Source organism: Carboxydothermus pertinax (genome assembly GCF_001950255.1).
GTDB classification, from domain to species: Bacteria; Bacillota; Z-2901; order Carboxydothermales; family Carboxydothermaceae; genus Carboxydothermus; species Carboxydothermus pertinax.
Genome location: NZ_BDJK01000011.1, coordinates 44767 through 64484, shown reverse-complemented (window position 1 = coordinate 64484; position 19718 = coordinate 44767). Strand labels below are relative to the sequence as shown.

The 19718-nt window shown below is 41.0% G+C and carries 21 protein-coding genes and 1 riboswitch; all 21 genes read left to right on the top strand.

The window, feature by feature from the left end:
* Positions 1-48: 48 nt before the first annotated feature.
* The 21 genes from cpu_RS04390 to trpS all read left to right on the top strand — a co-directional run bounded on the left by cpu_RS04390 (position 49) and on the right by trpS (position 19715).
* Positions 49-1137, top strand: a complete 1089-nt coding sequence (locus cpu_RS04390; protein WP_075858826.1) for a DUF3866 family protein — start codon at positions 49-51, stop codon at positions 1135-1137.
* Positions 1130-1786, top strand: a complete 657-nt coding sequence (locus tag cpu_RS04385) for a hypothetical protein (protein WP_075858825.1) — start codon at positions 1130-1132, stop codon at positions 1784-1786. The genes cpu_RS04390 and cpu_RS04385 overlap by 8 nt, the downstream gene beginning before the upstream one ends.
* A gap of 49 nt (positions 1787-1835) precedes the next feature.
* Positions 1836-2450: a stage II sporulation protein M gene (gene spoIIM, locus cpu_RS04380; RefSeq protein WP_075858824.1), complete on the top strand. Its 615-nt coding sequence runs from the start codon at positions 1836-1838 to the stop codon at positions 2448-2450.
* Positions 2451-2459: 9 nt separating this feature from the next.
* A complete protein-coding gene (xerD, locus tag cpu_RS04375; protein WP_075858823.1) occupies positions 2460-3323 on the top strand; it encodes a site-specific tyrosine recombinase XerD in 864 nt (287 codons plus the stop codon).
* Between the two features lie 13 nt (positions 3324-3336).
* On the top strand, positions 3337-4503 hold the full coding sequence (locus cpu_RS04370; RefSeq protein WP_075858822.1) for a phosphopentomutase: 1167 nt from the start codon (positions 3337-3339) through the stop codon (positions 4501-4503).
* A gap of 70 nt (positions 4504-4573) precedes the next feature.
* Entirely contained in the window at positions 4574-5707 is a 1134-nt protein-coding gene (locus tag cpu_RS04365) for a D-alanyl-D-alanine carboxypeptidase family protein (protein ID WP_075858821.1), read from the top strand.
* 93 nt (positions 5708-5800) lie between these two features.
* The gene (gene spoIIAA / locus cpu_RS04360) at positions 5801-6148 is read left to right on the top strand and encodes an anti-sigma F factor antagonist (RefSeq protein WP_234970185.1); all 348 of its coding nucleotides are present in this window, start codon (positions 5801-5803) and stop codon (positions 6146-6148) included.
* The gene (locus cpu_RS04355; protein ID WP_075858819.1) at positions 6138-6563 is read left to right on the top strand and encodes an ATP-binding protein; all 426 of its coding nucleotides are present in this window, start codon (positions 6138-6140) and stop codon (positions 6561-6563) included. Before spoIIAA ends, cpu_RS04355 begins: the two co-directional genes overlap by 11 nt.
* A 17-nt stretch (positions 6564-6580) precedes the next feature.
* Positions 6581-7333, top strand: a complete 753-nt coding sequence (gene sigF / locus cpu_RS04350; RefSeq protein WP_075858870.1) for an RNA polymerase sporulation sigma factor SigF — start codon at positions 6581-6583, stop codon at positions 7331-7333.
* Between the two features lie 117 nt (positions 7334-7450).
* Entirely contained in the window at positions 7451-7645 is a 195-nt protein-coding gene (locus cpu_RS04345; protein WP_075858818.1) for a dodecin family protein, read from the top strand.
* A 66-nt stretch (positions 7646-7711) separates the two neighbouring features.
* On the top strand, positions 7712-8155 hold the full coding sequence (gene spoVAC / locus cpu_RS04340; protein ID WP_075858817.1) for a stage V sporulation protein AC: 444 nt from the start codon (positions 7712-7714) through the stop codon (positions 8153-8155).
* Complete coding sequence (spoVAD, locus tag cpu_RS04335) at positions 8152-9144, top strand: stage V sporulation protein AD (protein WP_075858816.1); 993 nt, start codon at positions 8152-8154, stop codon at positions 9142-9144. Before spoVAC ends, spoVAD begins: the two co-directional genes overlap by 4 nt.
* 13 nt (positions 9145-9157) lie before the next feature.
* A complete protein-coding gene (gene spoVAE / locus cpu_RS04330; RefSeq protein WP_077177167.1) occupies positions 9158-9514 on the top strand; it encodes a stage V sporulation protein AE in 357 nt (118 codons plus the stop codon).
* Between the two features lie 50 nt (positions 9515-9564).
* Entirely contained in the window at positions 9565-10560 is a 996-nt protein-coding gene (locus cpu_RS04325; protein WP_075858815.1) for an acyl-CoA dehydratase activase-related protein, read from the top strand.
* Positions 10514-11632, top strand: coding sequence for a CoA protein activase (locus cpu_RS04320; protein ID WP_075858814.1), 1119 nt, complete (start codon positions 10514-10516; stop codon positions 11630-11632). The genes cpu_RS04325 and cpu_RS04320 overlap by 47 nt, the downstream gene beginning before the upstream one ends.
* The gene (locus cpu_RS04315) at positions 11604-12590 is read left to right on the top strand and encodes an acyl-CoA dehydratase activase (protein WP_075858813.1); all 987 of its coding nucleotides are present in this window, start codon (positions 11604-11606) and stop codon (positions 12588-12590) included. Before cpu_RS04320 ends, cpu_RS04315 begins: the two co-directional genes overlap by 29 nt.
* A 79-nt stretch (positions 12591-12669) precedes the next feature.
* Positions 12670-12848: riboswitch (Lysine riboswitch) on the top strand.
* A gap of 100 nt (positions 12849-12948) precedes the next feature.
* Positions 12949-14286 carry a diaminopimelate decarboxylase gene (gene lysA, locus cpu_RS04310; protein WP_075858812.1) on the top strand — a complete coding sequence of 446 codons (1338 nt, stop codon included), beginning with the start codon at positions 12949-12951 and terminating at the stop codon, positions 14284-14286.
* Between the two features lie 54 nt (positions 14287-14340).
* A complete protein-coding gene (locus cpu_RS04305) occupies positions 14341-15411 on the top strand; it encodes a GerAB/ArcD/ProY family transporter (protein ID WP_075858811.1) in 1071 nt (356 codons plus the stop codon).
* Between the two features lie 72 nt (positions 15412-15483).
* Positions 15484-18081 carry a CBS domain-containing protein gene (locus tag cpu_RS04300; protein ID WP_075858810.1) on the top strand — a complete coding sequence of 866 codons (2598 nt, stop codon included), beginning with the start codon at positions 15484-15486 and terminating at the stop codon, positions 18079-18081.
* 11 nt (positions 18082-18092) lie between these two features.
* On the top strand, positions 18093-18725 hold the full coding sequence (locus cpu_RS04295; protein WP_075858809.1) for a site-2 protease family protein: 633 nt from the start codon (positions 18093-18095) through the stop codon (positions 18723-18725).
* Between the two features lie 9 nt (positions 18726-18734).
* On the top strand, positions 18735-19715 hold the full coding sequence (trpS, locus tag cpu_RS04290; protein WP_075858808.1) for a tryptophan--tRNA ligase: 981 nt from the start codon (positions 18735-18737) through the stop codon (positions 19713-19715).
* Positions 19716-19718 lie beyond the last annotated feature (3 nt).

Below are 19718 nucleotides of genomic sequence, written 5' to 3'. Positions count from 1 at the left end.
ATCAGTTTATAATAATTAATGAGATTGGCAATTGAATGGAGGTTTTTGATGATTGAATTAAAAGAGGGCATGGTTTTGCAAATTTTAAACGAAGATGAGGAAACTCAGGAATTATTGGTTGATATTAATGGAAGTGTCGAAAAAGCTCTTTGTTATCCCAACCTTACCGGAAAAGCAAAGGTCAAAGACCGCCTTTTATTAAACACGACTGCAGTTACTTTAAAACTCGGGACGGGCGGTTATCATTTTGTAGTGGCCAATTTTAACCGGCCAAATCAGCGCTTAAAGGGACCTGGGCACATTATAAAGCTTCGTTATACTCCCATGCAGTTAAAATGTCAGGCAGCAGAAGAGGAGGGCACTCCCTATCATGAAGAGGTCCAAAATTTCCGAAGTTTAGATGGAATGCCGGTAGTGGTTTGTACCTTACATAGCCAGTTATTACCGGTAATTGCTGGGATTCGTTTCACTAATAAACCCTTACGAATTGCTTATCTTATGAGCGACCAGGGGGCCTTGCCCATAGCTTTTAGTAAAACGGTGAAAAATTTAAAACAAAGGGGCTGGCTCTGTGGTACAGTTACCTTTGGCCATGCTTTTGGAGGAGATTTAGAGGCGGTAAACGTTTATTCGGCTTTAATTTTAGCAAAAGTAGCTTTAAAAGCAGATGTGGCAATAATAGCGATGGGACCGGGCAATGTTGGTACCGGAACCAAATGGGGGTCTACTGCTTTAGCGCAGGGGGAGTATTTAAATGCGGTAAAAATCCTTGGGGGCAGTCCCGTCATGGTACCCCGGGTCTCTTTTGCCGACCCCCGGGAGAGGCATTTTGGCCTGAGCCATCATTCGCTGACGGTGATCAACGAAGTTTCGCTGGTGGAGTTTTCTTTGGCCCTTCCGGAGCTAAAAGATGAGAGGAAAAAAGAACGCCTTGCCCAACAGACAAAATCTTTCCCCCAAAGGGTGAGGGTCTTTTATTTTTCCGAAGATTATTTAAGTAATCTCTTAACAGAAGAGGTTGCTAATTTATCTACCATGGGGCGGGATTTTGCAAAGGACCGGGAGTTTTTCTTGACGGCAGCTGCCGGTGGCGTAGTAGCGGGGAAGATGTTGAGGAGAGTTGAGAAAAATGGGTAAATTACTGGTTACTTCCGATGCGAGCATGGCTGCCTGGTGTAGTCAAAGGGGAATGGCGGTGGCGGTGGTGGACGTTATAGATATGTCTACTACCTTAGAGGGGGTTTTAGAGGAAGGAGCAGTGGCCGTTTTTGGGGCTAGCCCTGCAAACTACCGAGCGCCGGTAACCCTTGATCCCTTTGGGATAGGGAAAAGGGCAGGGGAATTAGCAGAAGAAATAAATTCCAGCATTATAATAATTGCCGAACCCAGGGTAGGGGATGAGCGAGAGAGGCAAAGACGTATCCAGCCGGTGGTGGACGGAATTAATGCTGCTGGCGGCAGGGTAGTAAAAGTAGTGCCGAATATTGGCAAAGAAACGGTAAAACTGGCCGATTTTCACGGAAAAGTTGCGGTTGCGGTAACCGATTCGGGAGGGGTTGTTTTTGATGCTGCGGTTACCGCAGGTGCTCCTGCCGTTTTTCCAGTGACGGTAGCAAGAACAATTAAAAGTAATACTAAAGAAGTGGTAGAAAAGGGACTTGCCCGGATAAAAGAAGCTTTAGACCGCTACGGGCAGGTAGCACTGGTGGCGGCCAGCGGCCGTAGTATTGAAGATATAGAAGGAGCTTTTTATTACTACCGTTTGGCTTTGGAAAGGTATAGATAAGCCTTTTACCTCATACCTATTACTAAGCTTTAGGTATGGGGTGGAGAAAATGCGGGAAAACGACTTTTTTGGCACTTGGCCCCAAAAAGGGCATTTCTTTCTTTATTTTATGCTGTTTATTTTTTTTCTTTGTGGTGTAGTTTGGGGAGTGCGGGAGGCAGTTCTTTTAGGTAGCCAGGAAAAAGAAATAGTAGTACAGGAAGCGGCTAAACTTTTGGATACCGTCAGGCAAAGCTATAATCAAGAAACGGTTTTTAGCAATGTATGCGGTCAACTTTTTTCCATTTATCTTTTACTATTTCTAGCAGGACTTTCGGTAATTGGTTTTCCCGTTGCTTTTGCTGTAGTTTTTAGCAGGGGAGTTATGCTTGGTTTTACTGGGGGAGTCTTAGCTGCTCAGAATCCGGGAAAAGGAGTATTATTGGCTCTGGCAGCTCTTCTTCCCCAGAATCTTATCTACTTACCAGTTTTGTTTGTGGCGGCTTGCGGAACGGTGGTCTTTGCTCTAAAATTTCTTAAAGTTTATTTTCGTCGGGAGAAAAGCTTTGGTTTTACTTTTTTTGGCTATATTGTTTTAATGCTGTTGGCAGTAGCTTTAGCTTATGGGGCAGCGGCGGTAGAAGCTTATCTTTCTCCCAAAATAATTTTTTACTTTTTAAAGTAAGGTGGGAAGATGCTCGATCTTTTTATTGATTATCTTTTATTGGAAAAAGGCTTATCAATCAATACTCTTTTAGCTTACCGCCGGGATTTAGAGAAATTTACGGCTTTTTTAAACAACCGAAATATCAAACTAGAAGAAGCTACCACTAACGATATTAAACTTTTTTTGCAGGAACTGGCCCGGGAGTTAAAACCAGCAAGCGTAGCGAGAACTCTTGCTGCCGTACGAAGTTTTTATAAATATTTACTACGAGAAAAACTTGTTGCCCAAAATCCTGCCAGCGATGTGGACGGACCTAAACTGGGTTTAAAATTGCCGGAAATTTTAAGTTACGAAGAGATTGACCGGTTGCTACAAGCTCCAAACTTATCTTCCTGGGAAGGGGTAAGGGACAGAGCAATGTTAGAACTTCTTTATGCAACTGGTCTTAGAGTGTCAGAATTGATAAATTTAGAGCTTTCAAACTTATATTTTGAAGCTAGATATGTTAGAATTTTTGGTAAAGGGGCAAAAACCCGCCTGGTTCCTTTTGGGGAAGTAGCTGCTCATTATTTAGAAAACTACTTATCCCTTAGAACCCAACAAAAAGTAAATACTCAAAAACTTTTTATTACCCGCAGAGGCAAGGAGTTTACCAGGCAGGGATTTTGGAAAATGCTGAAAAGATACGGACAGAAAGCAGGCCTGCAAAAAAACCTTACTCCTCACCTAATCCGCCATACCTTTGCTACCCATCTTTTAGAAAATGGAGCGGATTTGCGGATTGTCCAGGAGCTGTTGGGACATAGTTTTATTGAAACTACCCAAATTTATACCCACTTAACGGCCAAAAAGCTTAGAGAAGTCTTCCGTAAGGCCCATCCCAGAGCTTAAGGAGGTATTTGGTATGAAAAGAGCAGTATTAATAGTTTTAGACAGTGTAGGAATTGGCGAATTACCCGACGCCGAACTTTATGGCGACAAAGGCAGCAATACCTTAGCCAATACCGCGCAAAAAGTTGGTGGCTTTAATCTTCCTAACTTGGAAAAACTTGGTTTAGGAAAAATTCATCCAATTTTAGGATTAAAGGACAATATTAAAGCCCTGGGGGCATATGGGAAAATGGGGGAAAAGTCCCCTGGAAAAGATACAACTACCGGTCACTGGGAAATAACTGGAGTAATTTTAGATAAACCTTTTCCGGTATATCCCCAGGGGTTTCCTTTGGACTTAATTAAACGTTTTGAAGAAGCAATTGGCAGGAAAACCTTGGGCAATAAACCGGCTTCGGGAACGGCAATAATTGAGGAGTTAGGCGAGGAACACATGCGTACCGGCTATCCAATAGTTTATACTTCTGCCGATAGTGTTTTTCAAATTGCTGCCCACGAAGAAATTATCCCGTTAGACGAGCTTTATAAAATGTGTAAAATTGCCCGGGGCCTTTTAACCGGTGAACATGCGGTAGGACGGGTAATTGCCAGGCCCTTTATTGGTACTCCGGGAAATTTTAAAAGAACTGCTAACCGCCACGATTATTCTTTAGAACCTACCGGAAAGACCGTCCTTGATAAACTGGTGGAACGGGGTTATGAGGTTTTTGGTGTTGGGAAGATTTATGATATTTTTGCGGGGCGAGGGCTTACCTGGCATGAGTCAACCAAAAATAACGAAGATGGTATTTTAAAAACCATTGACGTACTAAATAAAGATTTTACCGGTCTATTATTTACCAATTTAGTAGATTTTGATATGGTTTACGGGCACAGAAACAATGCAGAAGGTTACTATGAAGCTTTAAAACAATTTGATTCGTATCTAGCGGAGATTATTGAAAGATTAAGAGAAGAGGATCTTTTAATCATTACCGCTGACCACGGCTGTGACCCTACTACTCCGAGCACTGACCACTCCCGGGAGTACGTGCCGCTTTTGGTTTACGGTAAAAGAATTAAAGAAGACGTAAATTTAGGTATACGCCAAACCTTTGCTGATATAGCTGCGACCCTAGAAGAAATTTTTGGTTTAGAACGGGGCGTTGGGCAAAGCTTCTGGGGTGAAATAAGAAAGTAAAGGCAAGATGCATAAAAAATACCTCCCTCTAATATACTATTGGTGAAAGGGACAAGAGGGAGGAATTTTTATGCCAAAAAGGCTTTCAATTTTAATTTTAATTCTTTTATGTTTTGGCGTTACCACCCAGGCTTTAAGTGCTCCTTTAGAGATAAATGCCAAAGCAGCAATCTTAATGGAGCCCTATACTGGAAAGGTTTTATACGAAAAAGATATACATAAAAAGCTATCAATTGCCAGTGTAACGAAATTAATGACCCTGCTTTTAGCAATTGAAGCGGTAGAGAAAGGCAAAGTTAAATTAGACGAAGTGGTAAAAGCCAGCGAAGAGGCTGCTTCCATGGGGGGTTCCCAGCTCTATATGTACGCGGGGGAAGAATTTACTTTTAAAGAGCTATTAATGGCAGTGGCGGTAGCTTCCGCTAATGATGCTTGTGTAGCCGTGGCCCAGACGGTGGCGGGAAGTGAACAGGCTTTTGTGGAAGAGATGAACCAAAGAGCCCAGGAGCTTGGAATGACCAACACGCATTTTGTAAATAGTTATGGATTTGATGACCCGAATCACTACAGCACCTGCTATGATTTAGCTATTTTATTAAAAGAAGCAATAAAACATCCTCTTTTTTTGGAATTAAGCCAAATTAAGGAATTTACATTGAGGGGCGGCGATACCCGCAGGTTTAATACCAACAAGCTTCTCTGGTATTACCGGGGAGTAGACGCGGGTAAAACCGGCTGGACCGAAAATGCTGGTTACTGTCTAGCGTCCACCGCTATTAAAGATGGATTACGCTTAATAGCGGTGGTCCTGGGCTGTCCTGTAAAAAAAGGACATTTTACCGAATCAATTAAAATGTATAATTACGGCTTTGCCCAGTTTAAGGCTTACCCTGTTTTGGATGAAAATTTTACCACAAAAGTTAAAGTGGTAAGAGGGGAAAAGGAACAATTACTGGTGGGTCCAGGGACACCGGTACTGCTGGTGGAAGAGAAGGGAAAAAAAGTAACGCCCAGGTATGAGTTAAAACTTCCGGAAAAGATTAATGCTCCGGTAAAAAAAGGACAGGTGGTGGGAGAAGCGGTGGTTTATGATAAGCAAAAAATAATAAACCGAGTTCCCCTTAAGGCTTTAGAAAGTTGTCCTAAAGCGCGGTTTGATATTGCAATAGGACGGTTTCTAAAAAATTTAGTCACCTTCGAGTAGCCGAAAGGCTACTTATTTTTTTTAATTTTAAGCAGGAAAAAATTGGATGGATATAGAATAAGTTTTTGAAACATGTTTTTGGGGGGATTTTTTTTGGAAGTAGAAAAAGAAGTTAAAAATAAGGTTTTATTTGTCCGGATTTCCGGGGAAATTGACTTAAAGGAGGCAGATCGGTTACGGCGGGAGGTAGATGAAGTTATTGAAAACTATCCAGTAAAAGATATTGTTTTTAACTTAAAAAATGTGTACTTTATTGATAGTTCTGGGCTTGGAGTAATTTTAGGGAGGTTTAAAAAGGTTAGAAGCCTTGGGGGCAGGGTATATCTGGCCGCAACTAACGAAAAGATAAAAAAGCTCTTGGAACTTTCCGGGTTTTTCCGCATAATGAAAGGTATTTCTCGGGAAGAAGAAGTATGGGAGGAAAAAGCCCATGAAGCATAATTATTTTACTTTAACTATTCCGGCTTTAAAAGAAAATGTCGGCCTGGTGCGAGTGCTGGTGGCTTCTTTTGCCGCTCAAAAAGACCTTACCTTGCCGGAACTGGACGATATTAAAGTTGCAGTGTCCGAAGCGGTTACCAACAGCATTATTCACGGTTATGGAAATAACCCGGGCGAGATTATAATAAAGGGTTATTTTGCCGATGAGGGTCTATACATTGAAGTTATAGATTTTGGTAAAGGGATTGACCGGGAAAAAATCCGGGAAAAGGCAGTTTTAGATCCGGAAGAGGAACACCCGGGATTGGGGTTTATCTTTATGCAAAGTTTAATGGATCGGGTGGAGATTATACCGGGGGAGCGGGGTACAAAAGTAATATTATTTAAGCGCATCTTGGCAGATAGAACCGCTTGAATTTTCGGTTTTCTTCCATGAATTTACCCCGCTTTCCAAGGCTTAGCGACCAGGAGATCAAGGAACTAATCAAAAAAGCTAAATCTGGGGACGTGGCTTCCCGGGAAAAACTTATTAACTGTAACTTAAAACTGGTATTTAAGGTAGTGGAACGATTTTTAAACCGAGGGTACGAAGTTGAGGATTTATTTCAAATTGGAACTATTGGTCTCATTAAAGCTATTGATAAATTTGATTTAAGTCAAAACGTCAAATTTTCTACTTATGCGGTACCAATGATTGTGGGTGAGATTCGTCGTTTTTTGCGCGATGATCAGCCTATCAGGATTAGTCGCTCTACCAAAGAGCTTGGGATTAAAATCTTAAAAGAAAAAGAGGCCTTAACGGTAAAATTAGGACGGGAACCAACCATTACCGAGTTAGAAGAAGCCTTAAACTATCCCCGGGAGGCAATTATCGAAGCTTTAGAAGCCGGGCAAAATCTGGCTTCCCTTTTTGAAACGGTTCACCAGGATGACGGGGACCCAATTTACCTTTTAGACCAAATAAAACAAGAAGGCGATGAGGAATATAATTTACTGGAAAACATCTCCATTAAAGAAGTATTAAATAAATTAGAACCGCGGGAGCGGTATATTTTGGTAAACCGTTTTTTTAAAGATAAAACGCAAATGGAAATTGCTAAAACTCTCGGAATCTCTCAGGTACAGGTTTCAAGGCTTGAACGGCAAGCCCTTTTAAAATTAAAACAGTACCTAAACGAGAGTTAAATTTATTACTCTGACATGCAAAAAATAACAAAAAAACAAAACATTACCTTAATAAATAGCCGTTTTAGGGTTCATTTTAATAAATGCAAGAAAAAATTTTTTAAGGAGGAGTTGGCCATGCATGTTAAAGTGGCAGAACTGGTTGGAGAATCTCAAACCGGCTGGAAAGACGCCGTACAAACAGCGGTAAATGAAGCAGCTAGGTCTTTAGGAACGGTTACCGGGGTAGAGATTTTAAACTTTACCGCCAACGTAGAAGGCGGACGGGTAGTCGAGTATAAAGCCAATGTAAAGGTTGCGTATATCGAGTAACGGGGGAAATTTCCTCCGTTATTTTTTTCTGTTTTTAAGGGAAAATTATATTTTGAGGTGGGAAGTATGGTTCTTGATAAAAATCAATACCAAAAAACGGTGGAAAAAATTAAGCCTAAGCCGCCGGCGGTGAAAAATGGAATCTTGGCATTTTTAATGGGTGGATTTGTTTGTTTTTTAGGGGAGATTTTATTTCATGTTTTGACCGGTTTTGGTATTCCAGAAAAAGAAAGTTATACTTATGTGAGTATTATTTTTGTCCTTATAGCAGCAATCTTAACGGGAGTTGGGATTTACGATGATTTAGTACGGATTTTTGGGGCTGGGCTGATTGTTCCTATTACCGGTTTTGCCAATTCTATGGTATCGCCAGCCTTGGAACATAAACAGGAAGGTTTGGTTTTAGGAGTTGGGGCAAAGCTTTTTACCGTTGCTGGCCCGGTGATAATTTACGGGCTTATTAGTTCCCTGATAGTTGCTATTTTGTTAAGGGGGCTTGGAAAATTATGAAAAAAACCAGAGAATTTTCTAAGCCTCCGGTGGTTTTAAGTTATGCCACCATAGCAGGTCCGAAGGAAGGGGAAGGGCCTCTGGCTTCTTATTTTGATAAGGTAATAAACAATCTTTATTACTATGAAGACACCTGGGAAAAGGCGGAACAAAAAATGCTTTTGGAGGTAGCAGAACTGGCTCTTAAAAAAGCTTCTGTTAATAAAGAAGAAGTTGACTTTTTTTTGGCTGGAGACCTTTTAAATCAAATAATCTCGGCTAATTTTGTGGCCAGAAATTTAGGTATACCTTTTCTGGGCCTATATAGTGCTTGTGCAACCTTTTATGAGGGGCTGGTTTTAGGAGCAATGTTAATTGCTGGAGGCTTTGCTAAAAAAGTTTTGGTTGGTGTTTCCAGTCACTATGCTACTTCTGAGCGGCAGTACCGTAATCCTACCGAACAAGGAGTGCAAAAAACCCCAACAGCCCAGTGGACTGTAACGGGGGCTGTGGCAGTGTTGTTAGGAGAAGGGGAAGGGAAAATCAAGATTCCGAGGATTACGGTAGGCAAAGCGGTAGATTACGGCCTGGCGGATCCTTCGGATATGGGTGGTGCCATGGTACCGGCAGCTTTTGATACCTTACTTTCCCATTTTAAAGAAACTGGCTTAGACTATGATTATTATGATTTATTAGCTACAGGAGATTTAGCAAGCTTTGGCCATCAGCTCTTAGTTAGGCTTTTAAAGGAACAAGGCATAAGTTTTGGCTCAAAACTCACTGACTGTGGAATAATGATTTATCATCCAGAGCAGCAGGTCAATGCTGGCGGCAGCGGGGCTGCCTGTTCGGCTCTGGTTACGGCGGGATATGTTTTTAACCAGCTAAGTCAGGGAAAAATAACAAAGTTTCTGGGACTGGGTACTGGAGCTTTATTATCTCAGGTTACAACGCAGCAGGGAATGACCATACCGGCAATTGCCCATGCGGTTTCTTTTGAAAGTTATTGACGGAGGGATGGCTGTGGAGTATTTGTTTAGTTTTTTAATAGGTGGCCTTATTTGTTTAATAGGGCAATTATTGATGGATTTAACGAGTTTTCGAGTAACTCCTGCCCATGTGTTAGTCTTGTTTGTATCTGCCGGGGCCTTTATCTCTGGTTTCGGTGTTTATGAAAAGTTAATAAGTTTTGCTGGTACCGGGGCAACCATACCCTTGACTGGCTTTGGTCATTTATTGGCTCAGGGGGCAATGGAAGGTTTTAAACAAAAGGGCCTTTTAGGTCTTTTGGGTGGCGGTGTCCAGAATGCAGCTGCCGGGATTGCTGCAGCTATTATCGCCGGCTATGTTATTGCCCTTCTTTTTAAACCCAAAGGTTAAGTATAGAAATTTAAAACCCGGGGAATGCTAATAAAGATGGGGTGGTTTAGGTGATAATAGGAATTCCGCGGGGATTATATTTTTATGATTTCTACCCTTTTTGGGAAACTTTTTTTCAAGAATTAGGTGTAGAAGTTAGAACTTCAAAACCTACCGATAAAGAAATATTAAATTTAGGGGTAGAAAAGGCTGTAGATGATGCTTGTCTTCCAGTTAAAGTGTTTTTTGGTCATGCAGAGTATTTAAAAGACAGGGTAGATTTTCTTTTTGTTCCGCGTTTGGTAAGTGAATATAAACGCACCTATATCTGTCCGAAGTTTCTGGGGCTGCCGGAAATGGTGGCTTACCGCTTAAAAGCAAAAAATATCTTATCCCAGGATTTAACTTTTTATAAAAATTGGTGGGGATTTTACCGGGGCATTTATGCTTTAGGAAAAAAAATTACTCCCAAAAGCTCCAAAATTGTTAAAGCTATTTATTTTGCCAAAAAACGGCAAAAAGAATTTTTACAGAAAAAAAAGCTAGGATATCAACCTGTTGATTTATTAGAGCTAAAAAACTATACCCCTGATTTAAAAAAACCGCTTTTTGCAGTAATCGGTCATGCTTATAACATAAATGACCGCCATGCCAGTATGGATTTAATTTACAAAATCCGCCGCCTAGGGGGTGAAGTTTTAACTCCCGATAACGTTCCGTTTAAGGAAGCATTACAAAAGGCAGGTAATCTTCCCAAAAAACCTTTTTGGAGCTTTGCTGTGAAAAATTTTGGTGGAGCTTTATATTTAAATGAAAAATATCCTTTAAAAGGGATAATAAGCGTAAACTCTTTTGGTTGTGGGCCTGATTCGTTGATAACCGAACTTACCGAACGTTACTTAAAAAAAGTAAATTCTCTTCCCATCTTAAATCTTACCGTTGATGAACATACCGGTGAGGCGGGACTTATCACCCGCTTGGAAGCTTTTTGGGATATGACGGTAGAAAGGAGTTTTGCCGGTGAAAGTAACGTACCCGCACATGGGCAATATGGCCTTGGGAGTTAAAACTATGCTTGAAGAATTGGAGGTTAAGGTGGTTTTACCCCCACCAATTACCAAAAAAACTTTAACTTTAGGAACTAAATATGGTCCGGAATTTGCTTGTCTGCCGTTTAAGATTAACCTGGGAAATTTTATTGAAGCGTATGAACTGGGAGCCGATACAATCTTAATGGCAGGAGGAACTGGTCCCTGTCGGTTTGGTTATTATGCTTATGTAGAACAGGAAATTTTAAGAGATTTGGGTATTTATTATGACCTCTTGGTGTTAGAACCTCCTGAACGAAATATCTTGGAATTCATTACCAAATTAAAAAAACTTACCGGCAACAAACCCTTACCCCAGGTAATTCGGGCTATTAAAAAAGGCTTTTTCAAAATAAAAGCGGCGGATGAAATAGAAAAAAAGGCAGCCTTTTTTCGAGCTAGAGAGCTTACAAAAGGGGTAACAGACCGAGTTTGGCAGGAGTTTTTAAGAAATTTAGATCAAGCTAAAAACGAAAAAGAAATAAATGAAGCCATGAATATGGCAAAGGAAAGTTTGGCCAGCATTCCGGTGGATTTAACCCGCAAAGTGCTAAAAGTCGGGGTGGTAGGTGAAATTTATACCCTGTTAGAACCTTTTACTAATTTCAATATTGAACGTCATTTAGGAAATTTAGGGGTAGAAGTTTGTCGCACTATTTATTTAAGCGAATGGGTCAACGACCATCTTTTTATGGGACTTTTTAGAAATTTTAGCCGGCATGAGGAAATTGTAAGGGAAGCAGCTCCTTACCTTTGTCATTTTGTCGGCGGTCACGGACAGGAAACGGTAGGGGGGGTAAAATACTTAAAAAAACAGGGGTATGATGGGGTAATCCAGCTTTTACCTTTTACCTGTATGCCGGAAATTGTGGCTCAAGCGGTATTGCCGGAGGTAAGTGAACAGCTTGATATACCGGTTTTAACTCTAGTGGTGGATGAGCATACCGGTGAAGCTGGACTTCTTACCCGGCTAGAAGCCTTTTGTGATCTTTTAAGCTTTCGCAAACAAAGAGGAGGAAATTATGAAAAAAGGCTTATATCTGGGTGTTGATGTGGGCTCGGTAAGTACAAACCTGGTGGTAATAAATGAAAACCGGGAGATTTTAGCAAATCTTTACTTAAGGACCAACGGTCGGCCGCTTACGGCCTTAAAAGAGGGGTTGAAGAAGATTTACGACGGGTGTCGGGAAAAGGAAATTTTAGGAATTGGAACTACCGGCAGTGGTCGGCAATTGGCAGCTTTAGTGTTAGGGGCAGATGTGGTGAAAAATGAAATCACAGCCCATGCGGTTGCCGCCGGTTATCTGGTACCTGGAGTGCGGACTATTTTGGAAATTGGCGGTCAGGATTCCAAACTAATCCTTTTAAAAGATGGAGTAGTTACCGACTTTGCCATGAATACCGTTTGCGCTGCCGGTACCGGGTCGTTTTTAGACCAGCAGGCCCAAAGGTTAAATATTCCCATTGAAAAGTTTGGGGAAATTGCTTTAAAATCAAAAATGCCCGTACGGATTGCTGGACGCTGTGCGGTTTTTGCTGAGTCGGATATGATCCATAAACAGCAAATGGGATGTAGTCTTGAAGATATTTTGGCCGGACTTTGCGACGCTTTGGTTCGAAACTATTTAAATAATTTAGCTAAAGGTAAAAAGCTTTATGATAAAGTAGTTTTTCAGGGAGGGGTTGCCGCCAATTCTGGGATGCGGGAAGCCTTTGCCCGGGTGCTTGGAACAGAAATTATTGTGCCGCCATATTTTAATGTCATGGGAGCTTTAGGGGCTGCCTTAATTGCTGCTTTTGAACAGGAAAAACAATCTTTTAAGACTAAATTTAAAGGATTTAACTTAAAAGATGTTGAATTTAAAACGGAAAATTTTGAGTGTCAAAACTGTCCCAACCTTTGTGAAGTGGTTAAAATATATGAAGGAGATAAAGTTGCAGGTTACTTAAATGACCGTTGTGGTCGGTACAGCCAAGCATACCTTAAAAAATTAGCGGTTAGTGGTTGACGAAACTTAAAGTAAAGTGTTATAGTTACAATTAAGAATGCCTAATTAAGAAAATATTGTATACCTCATCTCTCTTTTGAGGTGAGGTAGAGGTGCGAACGGTCAAGAGTAGCCGGGCAAAAACCCCGCAGGTTGATGCTGTCCGGTGAAAGGGGCCTTCGCCGAAATCCCTTGCGGTTGCGGACGCAGGGGGTTGGGCCTATGCCGAACAGGTATAGGACTGTCACCCGTTTAGACGGGTGGAGCGCTACCTTGCTGGGAGCTGAGGTATTTCCTCGTGTTACCGCATGCCTATTGCGGGTCTTTGGGGAAATACCAAGGGCCCGCAATATTTTATTATTATTGAGGAGGAGTTGGCATGCGATTTACCGGAACAATGAAAGTAAATGAAAAAGGACACTTAGAAATTGGCGGTGTGGATACGGTAGATTTAGCCCGGGAGTTTGGGACCCCACTTTATATTTTGGATGAGGCGGAGTTTCGAAAAAATTGTCGGGAATATTACCATAGTTTTACCGAAAAACGACCGGATTCTTTAGCTATTTATGCCGGTAAAACCCTTTTAACTACAGCTATTTGTCGTTTGGTTGATGAAGAAGGTCTGGGGCTTGATGTGGTATCGGGGGGAGAGCTTTATACCGCTTTAAAAGCAAATTTCCCAATGCATAAAGTATTTTTCCATGGTAACAACAAAAGCCCTGAGGAAATTAAACTTGGTGTTGAGGCAGGAGTTGGCCGTTTTGTTGTAGATAATCTTTACGAATTGTATCTTTTAAACGATATTGCCCACGCTCAAAAAACCAGGCAAGCTATACTATTAAGAATTAGTCCGGGAATTGAAGCCCATACCCACGAGTATATAAAAACCGGCCAAATTGACAGCAAATTTGGTTTTCCCATTGAAACAGGACAGGCTATCGATGCTGTAATCCGGGCTTTAGAGCTAGAAAATATTGAGTTAAAAGGTTTTCACTGCCATATCGGTTCCCAAATTTTTGAGCTTGATTCCTTTGCCCATACGGTGGAAGTAATGACCGAGTTTATGGCTGAGGTCTACAAAAATACCGGCTTTATGACCCAAGAGCTGGATTTAGGAGGGGGCCTTGGTATTTACTATACCGCTGGAGATAATCCCCCCGCGGTAGACGCTTTAGCGGAGGTTATTTTTAATACCTTAGAAAATCAATGCCAAAAACTTGGGCTAAAGGTACCCCGGGTGGTGGTAGAGCCCGGAAGGTCAATTGCAGGGCCGGCAGGGAGCACCTTGTATACGATTGGGGCTATTAAAGATATTCCCGGGATTCGGACTTATGTTGCGGTTGATGGAGGTATGGGGGATAATCCCCGGCCGGCATTGTATCAGGCAAAGTATGAAGCAATAGTGGCCAATAAAGCTAACGCCAAGCCAGTAAAACTGGTCTCCATTGCCGGAAAGTGCTGTGAATCGGGTGATATGCTTATCTGGGATATTGAGCTGGCGGAAATAAAACCGGGGGATCTTTTATTGATTAGCAATACCGGAGCGTACAACTATACTATGTCCATGAATTATAACCGTCTGCCCCGGCCAGCTATGGTCTTAGTAGGTGGCGGCCGGGCGGAACTAATTGTGCGCCGGGAAACCTATGATGATTTATTAAGGCATGATCTAATTCCGGTTCATTTAAAAAATAGGAAAGTTGCCCAGATATATTAGAATTAAATCCCTCTGATTCTTCCATACTAATACCTAGAATCAGGGGGTTTTTTTATGAAGATTAGCTGGGGCGAAGGAGTAGTCCTAATTATTGGGGTTAGTATTGGGTCTGGGATTATCTCTCTACCGGCTGTTATGGCTGATGCTGCGAAAAGTTCTGGTTGGTGGCTTATCTTGCCTGGGGGCCTTATAAGCCTTTTATCCCTTTTAGCCATTGTTTGGGTGCAAAATTACTGGCCTAACCAAGACTTTATTGAATACGGGGATAAACTTTATGGTAAGTTTTTAAGTCGTTTATTTGCAGTAATTTTTGTTTATTATTTTCTTTGGCTGGGAAGTCTTGTGATTCGGGTTTTTGCTGATTTTACTGCCGATACTTTACTTGAAGAAACTCCGGTGTATGTGTTAATATTGTTTTTTTTAACAGGAATTTTTTATTTTTGCAATACGGGCTTTGATACGGTAAAAAACGTCAACTTAATTTTTATGCTAATTAAAATATCATTATTGCTTATTATAGTATTTTTCGTGATGAATAAGTGGGATTTGGAAAATTTAAGGCCTTTTGTAAGCCCTGAAATAAATGTTGTAAAAAGCATCTTGGGAAGTGTATTTTCTTTTTCCGGTTATGGCATCTTTCTTTACCTTGCTAAGGGCTTTAAGGGTTTAAAAGATGGAATAAAAGCTTCTGTATTAGGAATGGGAGCAGTGACTATTACTTACATGTCTGTTTGCCTGGTAGGCTTATTAATTTTTGGACCCACTAATATAGCCAGGATGCGTTATCCCACTTACGAGATAATAAAAATGATGAATCTTGGTAATGTGGTTTATCGGTTGGATAGTTTATTAATTGCTGGCTGGATGACGGCAATTTTTACTGTAGTGGGGCTTTGTGTGTTTACTTCCCTTCTGGTTTTGCAAAAAGCTTTTGAGCAAAAGGACTACCGTCATTTAACTGCTCCGGTCTTACTGCTTTTGTTTTTCTGGGCTCTCTCGCCCCAGAATATTGCAGAGGTTAAGGACAATCTGGGGACGATGTCAGTAATGGCTTTATTTGTGGAAAATCTGTTTCCTTTTCTTTTGCTGGTTTTAACCTTAATAAAGAAAAAGCGGGCCGGCTAATACCGGCTTTTTTTGTTCACATCATGCGTTTCATGGTATAATTATATAGATTAGGAATAGAGGAGAGTAGCTATGGATTTAATTACCACCCACCATAACATGGACTTTGACGGTCTGGCGTCCATGGTGGCTGCCAACCTTTTATACCCCAAGGCAAATCTTTTATTACCTGGAAAGGCTTTGCCAGCGGTAGAAGAATTTTTAGCCCTTTATAAAGATAGGTTAAAAATCCAGCAAAAACTCTATAATCCTCGGGAAATCAAACGCCTTATTCTGGTAGATAGTTCTGAACTTACCCGCTTTTCTCATTTAAAGCCTTATCTAACGGAAGAAGTGGAAATTATCTTATATGATCATCATCCGTTAGCTCCGGATCTTAAGCCATACCTAACCGAAAAGGTAGTTAAGCCCTGTGGGGCTACGGTAACTTTATTAATTCAACGCTTGAAAGAATTGGACCTGAAGATTTCCTCGGTGGAAGCTACCGTTATGGCTTTAGGTATTTATCAGGATACTGGCGGTTTATTGTATCCCTCAACAACTAAGGAAGACATTGCTGCTCTTTTATACTTATTTAATTTTGGTGTAAACCTTGAAGTGGTGCAGCGATTTTTAAAACGGCCCTTATCCCGGGAACAGGAGCTTTTATTAAAAGAGCTTATTAAAAACGCAGTGACCGAAGAAAAAGAAGGTCTTTCTTACCTTGCCACCTGGGCAAAAACCGATGATTATTTACCGGGACTTTCGTACATGGCCAGTTATCTAATGGAGCTTCACCAACCGGATATCTTAGTAATGGCTGTAGAGATGGACAAATCTGTGCATTTGGTTGGTCGGTCTTCAAAAGAGGAAATTGATTTGCGCTCCATTCTTTATGGCCTTAGGGTAAAGGGGCACCCCCAGGCGGTTTCAGGAGTGCAAAAGGGAAAAAAGGTCAAAGAAGTTTTAGATTTAGCTTTAAAATTATTGCGGAATTTCAAAATTCCTGCAAAGACTGTAAAAGAAGTTATGAGCTGGCCGGTTAAATTTGTAACAACGGAAAGCACCATAGAAGAAGCCCGAAAAATTATGGTGCGCTATGGTCATTCGGGCTTACCGGTGTTAGATGGGGATAAATTGGTAGGTATTATCTCGCGGAGGGATGTGGATAAGGTTATCCATCACAACTTAGGTCATGCACCGGTAAAAGCTTATATGAGTAAAAACCCAATTACGATAAATCCTGAGGCGTCAATAGAAGAAGCACTTTCTTTATTAATAAAACATGATATTGGACGGCTACCAGTAGTGAAAGAAGGACGACTTTTGGGGATTGTTTCGCGAACGGACCTTTTAAAGCTTTTCCACCAGCCCGAAGAATTAAAACCTCATAAAACCCTTTACCGGGAAGGAGGTTTTGCGTTAAACTTAAAGAAACTTCTGGAGGAGAATATTCCCCCTGAGGGTCTCGAGTTAATTAATACTGTGGGAAAAACGGCGAGTCTTCTTGGGATGCGGGCCTTTCTGGTAGGAGGAATTGTTCGGGATTTGCTATTAGGACAAAAGCAAAAAGATCTGGATTTTGTTGTGGAAGGGGATGCCCTTTTGCTGGTTAAGGAGCTTGGCAAAAACCTTCCAACTTTAAAATTAATTTCCCATGAACGCTTTAAAACCGCTTCAATAATTTTAAAAAACGGGCAAAAGGTAGATTTTGCTACCTCCAGGGTCGAATTTTATCAATATCCCGCTGCCCTGCCGGAGGTAGAAGCCTCAACAATTAAAGAAGATTTATACCGGCGGGATTTTACCATAAATTCCATGGCGCTTGAAATAACTTTTGGCCATATAGGTGAACTCTATGACCCTTTTGGCGGATTTGCGGATTTACAAGAAGGGATAATTAGGGTATTACATAACTTAAGCTTTATTGAAGATCCTACCCGAATTTTGCGAGCACTGCGCTTTTTGGGGAGATTTAATTTTAAATTGGAGGATAACACCGAAAGTCTCTTGTTAGATGCAGTTTCCAGTGGTCTTTTAGAGTTAACTTCTCCCGGACGAATTCTTCAGGAAATAAAGCTTTTTTTTGCGGAAAAAGATATTTTTAAGATACTAAAGCTTTTAAATCATTACGGAGTTTATACCGAAGTTTTTCCAAAGGCCCATTATGAGGAGGAATTTTTAAGCCGTTATTTTACTTTTTCTTTTGAATTTTCCCGTTATTTGAAAGAAATAAAAATTCCCTGGCTTTTTGGGGTGATTGGCATTTATGCCAAAAATTTAACTGAAATTAGTAAATTTAGGAAAAAATATCCTTTAACCCGAGAAGAAGAGGAGACATTAATAAAAGTAACTAAGGGTATTGGCGAGGCTTTAAAGCTTTTACCTTCTCCCCGGGATATTAAAGGGCATGAAATTTATGAAACATTAAAGAATCTACCGCCGGAGGGTTTTTGGGCTTTATATCTTCTTCTTGATCGCTACCGGGCTAAGGTGCGTTTTCGCCAGTATTTGGAAGAGTTAAGATTTATTAAACCTAAGATTACCGGGGAAGACTTAAAAGCTTTAGGGCTAAAGCCAGGCCCTTTGTTTCGGGAGATTTTAAATAAAATAAAAGCCCTCAAAATAGATGGGGTCTTAAAAGAGCAAAAGGATGAAATTCTTTATGTTAGACAAAATTATCTTTCCTAAGGAGAGAAAAGATGGATAACGTTTTTAGCTTTTTAAGTATACCTTCTCTATATGATTTAGGAGTAATGCTTCCGGGAATAATCCTGGGCCTTACAGTTCACGAATTTAGCCATGCTTTGGTGGCCAGCCAATTAGGCGACGATACTCCCCGAAGGGAAGGAAGGCTTACCCTATCGCCTTTTGCCCACTTAGATCCTTTGGGCTTTCTAATGCTTTTGTTGGCAGGATTTGGATGGGCCAAACCGGTACCGGTTAATCCCTATAACTTTCGGGGAGAGCCGCGCACGGGCATGGCCCTGGTAGCTGTTGCCGGGCCGTTATCTAATTTTGCTTTAGCTTTTGTTATAATTATCTTTTTGGCTTTAGGGGGAATACGTCTTCCCTATGCTTGGGAGATAGGAATTACTGCGGTAGCAATTAATGTCTCTTTAGGAGTATTTAACCTTCTACCAATTTTTCCTTTAGATGGTGAGAAAATCTTTGGCCGGTTTTTTTCCTACCGGGTGCAGGAATTTATGGCTAGCTACGGGCAGGCAATTTTATTACTTTTGTTGTTTACGGGTGTAATTTCCTATATATTGCAACCAATCACAAAATTTATCTTAAATATTTATTATTTAATTTTTAAATTACTGGTGGGATAGGAGGATAACATGGAAAAAGTTGTTTTAAGTGGAATGAGACCTACAGGAAAGTTGCATTTAGGCCATTTGTTGGTGCTGGAAAACTGGGTTAAGCTGCAGGCAGAAGCAAAATGCTATTATATGATTGCGGACTGGCATGCTTTAACTACTGAATACGAAAATACTGGAAGCATTCTCCAGAATATTGAAGATTTGACTTTAGATTTTTTAGCGGCGGGAATTGACCCTGAAAAATCCGCTTTATTTGTTCAATCGGAAGTAAAGGAACATGCGGAATTAGCTCTTTTGTTTGGCATGTTTACACCCCTTTCTTGGTTAGAACGGGTACCAACTTATAAAGACCAAAAGGAAAAGTTAGGGGAGATGGGAAAAGACCTTAATACTTATGGCTTCTTAGGATATCCCCTTTTACAAGCCGCTGATATCTTAATTTATCGAGCAAATTTAGTACCTGTTGGCGAAGATCAGTTGCCCCACTTAGAACTTACCCGGGAGGTGGCGCGACGGTTTAATTATCTCTATGGTGAGGTATTTCCCGAACCCCAGGCGGTGTTACATACCGTGCCTTTATTGCCAGGAATTGATGGCCGGAAAATGAGTAAAAGCTATAAAAATGAAATTGCCATTTCCAGTAGTTCCGAGGAAGTTAACGAGCAGGTAAGGAATATGATAACTGACCCGGCGAGGGTCAGGAAAACCGATCCGGGAAATCCCGAAGTGTGTGTGGTGCATACCTATTACAAAGTATTTTATCCCGAAAAAGTGGCGGAAATTGAAGAGCAGTGTAAAACTGCGGGAATTGGGTGTGTGGCTTGTAAGAACCAACTAGCAGCCAAAATTAACGAAATTTTAGATCCCTTACGGGAAAGAAGGCAGGAATTTTTAAAAGGCAAAAAATACCTGGAAATTTTGGCCCAAGGACGCATTAAAGCTACTCATGCCGCACAAGAAACCATGGGTAAAGTTCGGGAAAAAATGAAGTTGAGGTAAGTC

What these genes read in the sequence shown, in the direction of transcription:
- cpu_RS04370 (WP_075858822.1), top strand. Translation starts at nt 3,337, where the DNA reads ATGAAAAGAGCAGTATTAATAGTTTTAGACAGTGTAGGAATTGGCGAA.
- cpu_RS04305 (WP_075858811.1), top strand. Translation starts at nt 14,341, where the DNA reads ATGAAGATTAGCTGGGGCGAAGGAGTAGTCCTAATTATTGGGGTTAGT.
- spoIIM (WP_075858824.1), top strand. Translation starts at nt 1,836, where the DNA reads ATGCGGGAAAACGACTTTTTTGGCACTTGGCCCCAAAAAGGGCATTTC.
- cpu_RS04385 (WP_075858825.1), top strand. Translation starts at nt 1,130, where the DNA reads ATGGGTAAATTACTGGTTACTTCCGATGCGAGCATGGCTGCCTGGTGT.
- cpu_RS04315 (WP_075858813.1), top strand. Translation starts at nt 11,604, where the DNA reads ATGAAAAAAGGCTTATATCTGGGTGTTGATGTGGGCTCGGTAAGTACA.
- cpu_RS04345 (WP_075858818.1), top strand. Translation starts at nt 7,451, where the DNA reads ATGCATGTTAAAGTGGCAGAACTGGTTGGAGAATCTCAAACCGGCTGG.
- cpu_RS04390 (WP_075858826.1), top strand. Translation starts at nt 49, where the DNA reads ATGATTGAATTAAAAGAGGGCATGGTTTTGCAAATTTTAAACGAAGAT.
- sigF (WP_075858870.1), top strand. Translation starts at nt 6,581, where the DNA reads ATGAATTTACCCCGCTTTCCAAGGCTTAGCGACCAGGAGATCAAGGAA.
- lysA (WP_075858812.1), top strand. Translation starts at nt 12,949, where the DNA reads ATGCGATTTACCGGAACAATGAAAGTAAATGAAAAAGGACACTTAGAA.
- cpu_RS04295 (WP_075858809.1), top strand. Translation starts at nt 18,093, where the DNA reads ATGGATAACGTTTTTAGCTTTTTAAGTATACCTTCTCTATATGATTTA.
- cpu_RS04355 (WP_075858819.1), top strand. Translation starts at nt 6,138, where the DNA reads ATGAAGCATAATTATTTTACTTTAACTATTCCGGCTTTAAAAGAAAAT.
- trpS (WP_075858808.1), top strand. Translation starts at nt 18,735, where the DNA reads ATGGAAAAAGTTGTTTTAAGTGGAATGAGACCTACAGGAAAGTTGCAT.
- cpu_RS04365 (WP_075858821.1), top strand. Translation starts at nt 4,574, where the DNA reads ATGCCAAAAAGGCTTTCAATTTTAATTTTAATTCTTTTATGTTTTGGC.
- spoVAC (WP_075858817.1), top strand. Translation starts at nt 7,712, where the DNA reads ATGGTTCTTGATAAAAATCAATACCAAAAAACGGTGGAAAAAATTAAG.
- xerD (WP_075858823.1), top strand. Translation starts at nt 2,460, where the DNA reads ATGCTCGATCTTTTTATTGATTATCTTTTATTGGAAAAAGGCTTATCA.
- cpu_RS04300 (WP_075858810.1), top strand. Translation starts at nt 15,484, where the DNA reads ATGGATTTAATTACCACCCACCATAACATGGACTTTGACGGTCTGGCG.
- spoVAD (WP_075858816.1), top strand. Translation starts at nt 8,152, where the DNA reads ATGAAAAAAACCAGAGAATTTTCTAAGCCTCCGGTGGTTTTAAGTTAT.